Below are 352 nucleotides of genomic sequence, written 5' to 3'. Positions count from 1 at the left end.
TCATCCAACATCTGTCAAATCTGATTGCACGGATTGCCCTCTTCTCAAAAAAGCTCCTTATGTCTGTAACAACTGTCCAAAAAAGAGAAAGGATTGTGGGTTTAACCGCTATCTTTACTACGCGAAAAAGGCACAGGAACAGTACGAGACTATGTTGAGGGAGTCCAGAGAGGGCATTCCCCTAAACAAGGAAAGTTTTTATCAGATGGACAAGGTCTTAACCCAAGGCATCCAGAAGAAACAAAGCATCTACCATATCATTCAGACACATAACTTACCTGTGTCGAAAGCTACGGTGTATCGACATGCCAAGCTAGGATATCTGACAGCCAAGCCCATTGATTTCCCTCGG

1 pseudogene is annotated in these 352 nt (G+C 43.8%); it reads left to right on the top strand.

What is annotated here, in order from left to right:
- Positions 1-352 (top strand): annotated as a pseudogene (locus N8L33_RS09960) (IS30 family transposase); the annotation flags it as partial.

Source organism: Streptococcus mitis (assembly GCF_946188695.1).
Lineage (GTDB): Bacteria > Bacillota > Bacilli > Lactobacillales > Streptococcaceae > Streptococcus > Streptococcus mitis_DF.
This window is presented reverse-complemented; position numbering and strand designations above follow the sequence as displayed.